Source organism: Candidatus Electrothrix sp., from assembly GCF_052785085.1.
This window is the reverse complement of the sequence record NZ_JALAAI010000041.1, coordinates 22,250-28,559: the sequence shown is the minus strand read 5'-3', so window position 1 is coordinate 28,559 and position 6,310 is coordinate 22,250. Positions and strand designations below refer to the sequence as shown.

At 47.3% G+C, this 6,310-nt stretch carries 6 protein-coding genes; 3 read left to right on the top strand and 3 right to left on the bottom strand.

Annotation, left to right across the window (positions count from 1 at the left end; all coding sequences use genetic code 11):
- The first annotated feature begins 296 nt into the window (after positions 1-296).
- Together L2082_RS08580 and L2082_RS08575 are read left to right on the top strand one after the other, a co-directional pair.
- On the top strand, positions 297-2,090 hold the full coding sequence (locus L2082_RS08580) for a DnaB-like helicase C-terminal domain-containing protein (RefSeq protein WP_446010208.1): 1,794 nt from the start codon (positions 297-299) through the stop codon (positions 2,088-2,090).
- Between the two features lie 92 nt (positions 2,091-2,182).
- On the top strand, positions 2,183-2,752 hold the full coding sequence (locus L2082_RS08575) for a DUF2301 domain-containing membrane protein (RefSeq protein WP_446010209.1): 570 nt from the start codon (positions 2,183-2,185) through the stop codon (positions 2,750-2,752).
- 99 nt (positions 2,753-2,851) lie between these two features.
- Here L2082_RS08575 and L2082_RS08570 read toward each other — a convergent pair whose 3' ends face one another.
- The 3 genes from L2082_RS08570 to L2082_RS08560 form a co-directional block, all read right to left on the bottom strand.
- Complete coding sequence (locus tag L2082_RS08570) at positions 2,852-3,022, bottom strand: dual CXXC motif small (seleno)protein (RefSeq protein WP_446010210.1); 171 nt, start codon at positions 3,020-3,022, stop codon at positions 2,852-2,854.
- 24 nt (positions 3,023-3,046) lie between these two features.
- Positions 3,047-3,607, bottom strand: a complete 561-nt coding sequence (gene pyrE / locus L2082_RS08565) for an orotate phosphoribosyltransferase (RefSeq protein WP_446010211.1) — start codon at positions 3,605-3,607, stop codon at positions 3,047-3,049.
- A gap of 135 nt (positions 3,608-3,742) precedes the next feature.
- A complete protein-coding gene (locus L2082_RS08560; RefSeq protein WP_446010212.1) occupies positions 3,743-4,180 on the bottom strand; it encodes an NUDIX hydrolase in 438 nt (145 codons plus the stop codon).
- Between the two features lie 264 nt (positions 4,181-4,444).
- Here L2082_RS08560 and glmS point away from each other — a divergent pair, with 264 nt between their 5' ends.
- On the top strand, positions 4,445-6,283 hold the full coding sequence (gene glmS / locus L2082_RS08555; RefSeq protein WP_446010213.1) for a glutamine--fructose-6-phosphate transaminase (isomerizing): 1,839 nt from the start codon (positions 4,445-4,447) through the stop codon (positions 6,281-6,283).
- Positions 6,284-6,310 lie beyond the last annotated feature (27 nt).

The window sequence follows — 6,310 nt, the reverse complement described above, 5'->3', positions numbered from 1 at the left end:
AGGCTGAATTCCGCCTGGAAAGTGTTCGACATCAAGCTGCAGTAACACTGACAAACGAAAAAAAATGCTTATTGGGCATCTCGGACAACTGAAATTGCTCTATGCTGGGGTACTTTTCAACACCCTTATCATCTTTGTACGAATGGCAATACTACCTTTCCCGTTCAGATTTGGCAACCGATCCGATACAATCCAGCAAAATATCAACTCAGAGGTCGTGTTATGGTATTACCATAAATCAGCTGCAACGAGCATTATCTTCTATTTTTATTGATGAGTATCCAAGGATATTGACCATGAACTGTACTGATCCGGTAACAAATTTTTACCTGACCCAACTTCCAAAAGCGAAACTGCATAATAAGGCCTTGACCGCAGACTGCCCTTTTTGCGCTCAATCAGGCAAGGCTGTAAACAGCAAGAGAAAAAGCGGGGAAAAGGCACTGGTGGTTTTTCTGAATCCAGAGAGCTATTTTCATGGCTACTATCGCTGCCTCAACCGTTGCTCACCAGGTGGCTTTCCGCTCCATTTTGCTCGTCAGGCCCATCTCGACCTGAGCCTGGTGCCTGGGTTTGATCCGGATCGGGACTATGCTGCCAGCCAGATCAATTACCCGGTCAAGAATATCAATCATGAAGTGCGCGACTTTATGGACCGGATGACCGATGATCTGATACAACGTTTTGCCCAGTCCGGGGTATCCCAGGCAGTTCTGCGGGAAATGAAGATCGGCTATAACGGACGTTATTTGGTCTATCCCTACATCCAGGAAGACGGCAATTGCTACGCAGCCCGCTGCGTCCATCCCGACAAACCGGAAGATAGCTTCTGGCACGGCAATGAGGAGTTTGCCCGGCCCGGATTGCGGATCTTCAACATGGAGGATATTCAACGTTGCGAGAATGGTAGTCTGGTAATTATTGAAGGGGAAAATAATTTGCTTGCTGTTCGCCAGATGGGCCTGCCCGGTATCGCCCTGCCCGACATCGGTGAATTCGGTCACTTAGAGACAGAGCAACTGGCCTGGCTCAACACGATTTTTCTCTGCGTCAATCACAGCCCGGAATCGATTGCCGCAGCCCGCGAGCTTGCCACCCGAATAGGCTTTAAGATCAGAATGATCCGTTGGCCTGATACTGCTCCGAGAAATTTCAATCTGGTTCAACTGGTCCAGGAAAAAAGCAAAGGATTTCAACAGGAATTCTTTAAGCTGATCCAGGAGGCAAAGGCCTTTTCTCCGTTCAGCTCACCAGAACGGGAATTTCTTCACTTTGAGGAACAACTCGGTCTCCAGGGCGGAGAAAATTATCAAATGATGCTCTCCGGTTTCAACAGGATGGATAAGGCCCTGGGTGGTCTGCACGGGGTAAATATCATGGGCGGGCTGCCTAAGGCGGGAAAATCCTGTTTTTTTATCCAGGTGGCCACTGAAATGGCCCGGCGTAAGGTTCCGGTTATTTACTATGATTTTGAAAACGGACGCCAAAAAATCTATCAGCGCACCTTGTGCCGCTTAAGCAGGCTCAGTACAGACCAGATCCAGAGCAATAACCTCACAGAACAAGAGCAACAGCAGCTAAGCAAGGCCAAGGGTGAATTACAAAGGTTACTCCCTTGGTTCCGGGTGGTCACAGACCGTAAGCTGAACCCCAAATTAATGCGCAGTCATATTGATTTCTTTCGCCATGAAAGCAAATCCGAGTACATTATGGTGGTGATTGACAGTCTCCATAAACTGCCCTTTAAGGATTTTTCTGAACGAAGAACCGGGATTGATGCCTGGCTTCGCCACCTTGAAGCCCTGCGGGATGAGTTCAATGTTTCTTTTCTTGTCATCTCAGAGTTGACACGGGGCGATGATGGTCAGTATGATAAACAACCCCAGCTGGGTGCCTTTAAGGGGTCTGGTGATATTGAGTACTCGGCGGACAACGCTATGGTTCTGCTCCCGCAATGGGACCCTTTCAGCAATGCCCCGCCAGAGGAACGGGAGAATGCACTCTGGCTGGTGGCCAGCCGTGAACATACGCCAGGCATGATTGGTTCGTATCAGCTGGATTATCCTTTCTGGGGCTTCACGGAAAAATAATTGCGCAGCTCTTCTTTGGGTGGTACCTTAGCCGGATTCACTACTCCAGGCTTCCAGGCTCTCACTTAACCATTTTTTATACTTTTTTTATTATGGCTACTCCTGAACATACCCCGGAAATGAATTCTCTGGACAACATGACCGTTGCTCTGTATCGAACCGGTTTGACCATTGCAGCCGTAGCTGCCCTGATCTACAGCATTGAACGAATCATTGGTGTACAAATTTTAGGTGTTTTTTATTTGCCGGTCTTTGCCGCTGGCATTGCCCTGGCAAGTGCCAATGTCCATCTTTATGACCCAAAATTCCGATGGTTATTTCCTGTTGTCAGTTGGATTGGTTTCATCATCCTGGCCTTTGCCTATGTCCTGAAAGGAACGACGCCTGTTGCAACGACCCTGGCTGACCTCAGCTTAGGCTTTTTCTACGCTGGTGCAGGGATGTTTGCCCTGAAAGAGACTTTTTGTTTTCGAATTATCGGGCTTCCTCTTGTGCCCTTATTCCTCTGTGGTTCAGTTTTTGATCGTCTTCTGAGCACCACTTCTACTGCGGAACCTTACTTTCTCCTCCCGGCAGCTGGCCTTCTGACCTGGCTTTGTGTTGCCAAATGGCGCATGCCCCTGCACTTTGACATTGGTGACAAAAGCTTTTACAGTCTCTAAGGAATACCAGTACTGGTTCTGCCTATTCACAGTTGCCTTAAAACACTGGATACTCATTTTGCTTACACAGGTATCCTATCTGAATTTTTGATTCACTGCTCAATCGTAAATAATGCAGGTATAGCGTTCAAGGAGCTTTTCGGTTTCCGCATCCAGTTCTGACGCAACTTCATGGATTTGATATTCATGCTGACAGCTTTGGCATTTCAACCGGATTCGGCGGCATTGGCGGACCACTTTCAGCGTACCATTACATTTCTTGCATTGCATAACAATTCTCAATCGTTCAACTATTTAACCAACCAACTCTGTTCTGGTAAAGATGGATTGTAATGGATAACCAGACTGAGCAAGAACCTCAGCACCGCCTTCTTCCCGGTCAACCACTGTGACAACCAAACCGACTTTGAAGCCTTCATTTTCTACCCGCTCAATAACTTTCACCAAGGTTCCACTAGTGGTCACAACATCTTCGACAAGTGCAACATATCCTCCTGGTTCTAAGTTGCTCTTGCCCTCTATATAGTTGCCTGTGCCGTGGCCCTTTGCTTCTTTGCGAACAATAAAGGCAGGAATAGGGCTGCCTTCCAGATGACTGACAATGGAGACTGCGGTGACAAGAGGATCTGCGCCCAAGGTCATGCCGCCAACACTGCTGATCTTTTCTGGAGCATTTTTGATAAGCTCAAAGAGCAGACGTCCGCAGAGATAACCACCCTCAGCATCCAAAGTGGTTTGCTTACCATCAATGTAAAAATCAGAAGTTTTTCCAGAAGTCAGGGTAAAGGTTCCCTCACGGTATGATTTTTCAAGAAGTAATTCCTTGAGCCGCTTACGCTCATCTGCTGTATTCATGCTGAGTGTCCTTAAGGTTTTTTTTATATCAGTGTAGGGACAGCAAGGCCTGCGTGTCTGCCCTTTAATTTCTATAACGGCAAGGGCAAACACACAGGTTTGCTCCTGCGATTCCCGGTATAATGGTCATGGAAGTTACTGCCCAGCAAGACATCGAGCTGCTTCCTCTGCCACACTATGCAAAAAGGAGGGCAATCTGTCTTTGGCTTGGGAAAGAGGGATCCACTCCCTGCTTCTATCGGTCTCCCAGCTTTCTTTTTCAGCTGATACAGTGGCTAAAAAGAAGGTAAATTCATTTGATTCGTTTTCTGAAGCGTTGGGCACCAGTTTATCTCTAATCTCAACACAATAACCTGACTCTTCTTCGCACTCACGGGCTGCTGCGATTTCCGGAGTTTCTCCGGGATCAATCCCGCCCACAGGAAAGACCCACGACCCTTTGACCTTGCGGGCCGAGACAATAAGCACCAAAGGTTCTTGATCATTCTCTGTATATTTATAGGCAACAACACCTGCTTTTTTTCTTTTTTCAGGACTCATCATTACGATCACTTCTTGTTTTTGGAGGGTCATCTTTTACCAGCAGAGCAAGGATACTGCCTTTGTCAGGCCCTGTAAATATTTTCTCAACTATGAGATATTATTTTTCTGTATCCTTTACCACACGGATATGATATTCTTTTTTTATCATTACTTGTCACTGCCAGCCTTCTCAGGAATATTCCGAACAGAATTCCGAACAGAATTCCGAACAGAATTCCGAACAGAATTCCGAACAGAGGAACTATTTGAAGAGGAGCAGGCTTTTTTATTCATTATAATTTTGTTGGAGTCGTCATGTGTGGGATAGTCGGTTATACCGGAAATCGAAAAGTTATTCCGGTATTGCTGGAAGGGTTACGTCGCTTAGAGTACCGAGGTTATGATTCAGCCGGTATTGTGTATCAATATCAGGATGCCTTGGTTAAATTCCGGGCTGCTGGAAAGCTGGTCAATTTAGAGGAAACAGTTGATGAACATATTGGTGTGCAAGCCTATACAGGTCTGGGCCACACCCGATGGGCTACCCACGGGGCACCAACACAAGATAATGCCCACCCTCACTCTGATTGCACTGATGAATTGGTGGTTGTCCATAACGGAATTATTGAAAATTACGGTCAACTCAAGCAGGAGCTTCTTGCTGATGGGCACCGCTTTTCCTCTGACACTGACACCGAAGTCCTGGCCCACCTGATTGAAAAATATCTTGAAGATGATCTGGTACTTGCTGTACGCACAGCCTTATCCCGGGTTGATGGTTCCTATGCCCTTGGGGTGATGTGGCTCAAGGAGCCAGGAAGATTAGTTGCAGCCCGGAATCAGAGCCCCTTGGTCATGGGCGTGGATGCAGATGCCTGCTATCTGGCCTCTGACATCCCTGCCCTCTTACCCTATACCAAAGAGGTTATCTTTCTTGATGACAATGAGTTAGCTGTGCTTGAAAAAGGCTCCTACATCATCATGGGACTTCAGGACGGACAAGAGATCACTAAACAGGTCAAAACCATTGACTGGAATGCTGCAATGGCAGAAAAGGCTGGTTATAAGCATTTTATGCTCAAAGAGATCTATGAACAGCCCCAGGCCATCCTCAACACAGTGAGCGGAAGAATAATTCCAGATACCGGAAAGATTGATCTGCCAGAGATAGGGCTTTCTGATGAGGAACTCTGCAAGATTGAACGCATTGCCTTGGTGGCCTGCGGTACCTCCTGGCATGCAGCTCTGGTGACCAAATATTGGATTGAAAAATGGGCTGGCATCCCTGTGGATGTGGATATTGCCTCGGAATTTCGTTATCGTAAACTCCTGCTTAATGAGCGGGTGCTGACAGTGTCTATTTCGCAATCCGGTGAAACCGCAGATACCTTGGCGGGCATCCGACTGGCTGCCTCCTTGGGTTCCAAGGTCGTGACCATCTGCAATGTGGTCGGTTCCACCATGACCAGAGAAGCAGATGGCGTTATTTACACCCATGCAGGTCCTGAGATCGGAGTGGCCTCTACCAAGGCATTTACCAGTCAGCTCTCAGCACTTTTTCTGTTCACACTCTACCTCGGTCAGGTACGCAAAACCATTGATCAGGACAAGCTCAAGGAGCTGGGAACAGCCTTGATTGATATTGCCGCCGTGATTGACATAACCCTGCCTGTTATGCAGGAGCAGATTCGCAAGATGATTGAAGGTTATTACGATGCAAAGGATTTTCTTTTTGTCGGGCGCGGATTAAACTTTCCCATTGCCCTGGAAGGTGCTTTAAAATTAAAAGAGATTTCCTATATCCACGCTGAAGGCTATGCTGCTGGTGAACTCAAACATGGCCCTATCGCCCTGATTGACAAGGATATGCCGGTGATGGCCCTGGTACCCCAGGATTCAGTGTATCAAAAAACCATTTCCAATATAGAGGAAATTCGGGCCCGCCAAGGGAGGCTGCTGTTGATAGGCACAGAGGGAGATCAGCATCTTACCGACTTGACCGATGATGTGCTCTATCTTCCCCAGGTACACGAGGAACTCAATCCCCTGCTCTACACAATTCCGGCCCAGCTCCTCTCCTATGAAATTGCTAATCGACGGGGTTGTGATGTTGATCAGCCCAGAAATCTGGCAAAGAGTGTGACTGTGGAGTAAACATAAATAAAGCCACTCTAAAAGGGT

What these genes read in the sequence shown, in the direction of transcription:
- L2082_RS08580 (WP_446010208.1), top strand. Translation starts at nt 297, where the DNA reads ATGAACTGTACTGATCCGGTAACAAATTTTTACCTGACCCAACTTCCA.
- L2082_RS08575 (WP_446010209.1), top strand. Translation starts at nt 2,183, where the DNA reads ATGGCTACTCCTGAACATACCCCGGAAATGAATTCTCTGGACAACATG.
- L2082_RS08570 (WP_446010210.1), bottom strand. Translation starts at nt 3,022, where the DNA reads ATGCAATGCAAGAAATGTAATGGTACGCTGAAAGTGGTCCGCCAATGC.
- pyrE (WP_446010211.1), bottom strand. Translation starts at nt 3,607, where the DNA reads ATGAATACAGCAGATGAGCGTAAGCGGCTCAAGGAATTACTTCTTGAA.
- L2082_RS08560 (WP_446010212.1), bottom strand. Translation starts at nt 4,180, where the DNA reads ATGACCCTCCAAAAACAAGAAGTGATCGTAATGATGAGTCCTGAAAAA.
- glmS (WP_446010213.1), top strand. Translation starts at nt 4,445, where the DNA reads ATGTGTGGGATAGTCGGTTATACCGGAAATCGAAAAGTTATTCCGGTA.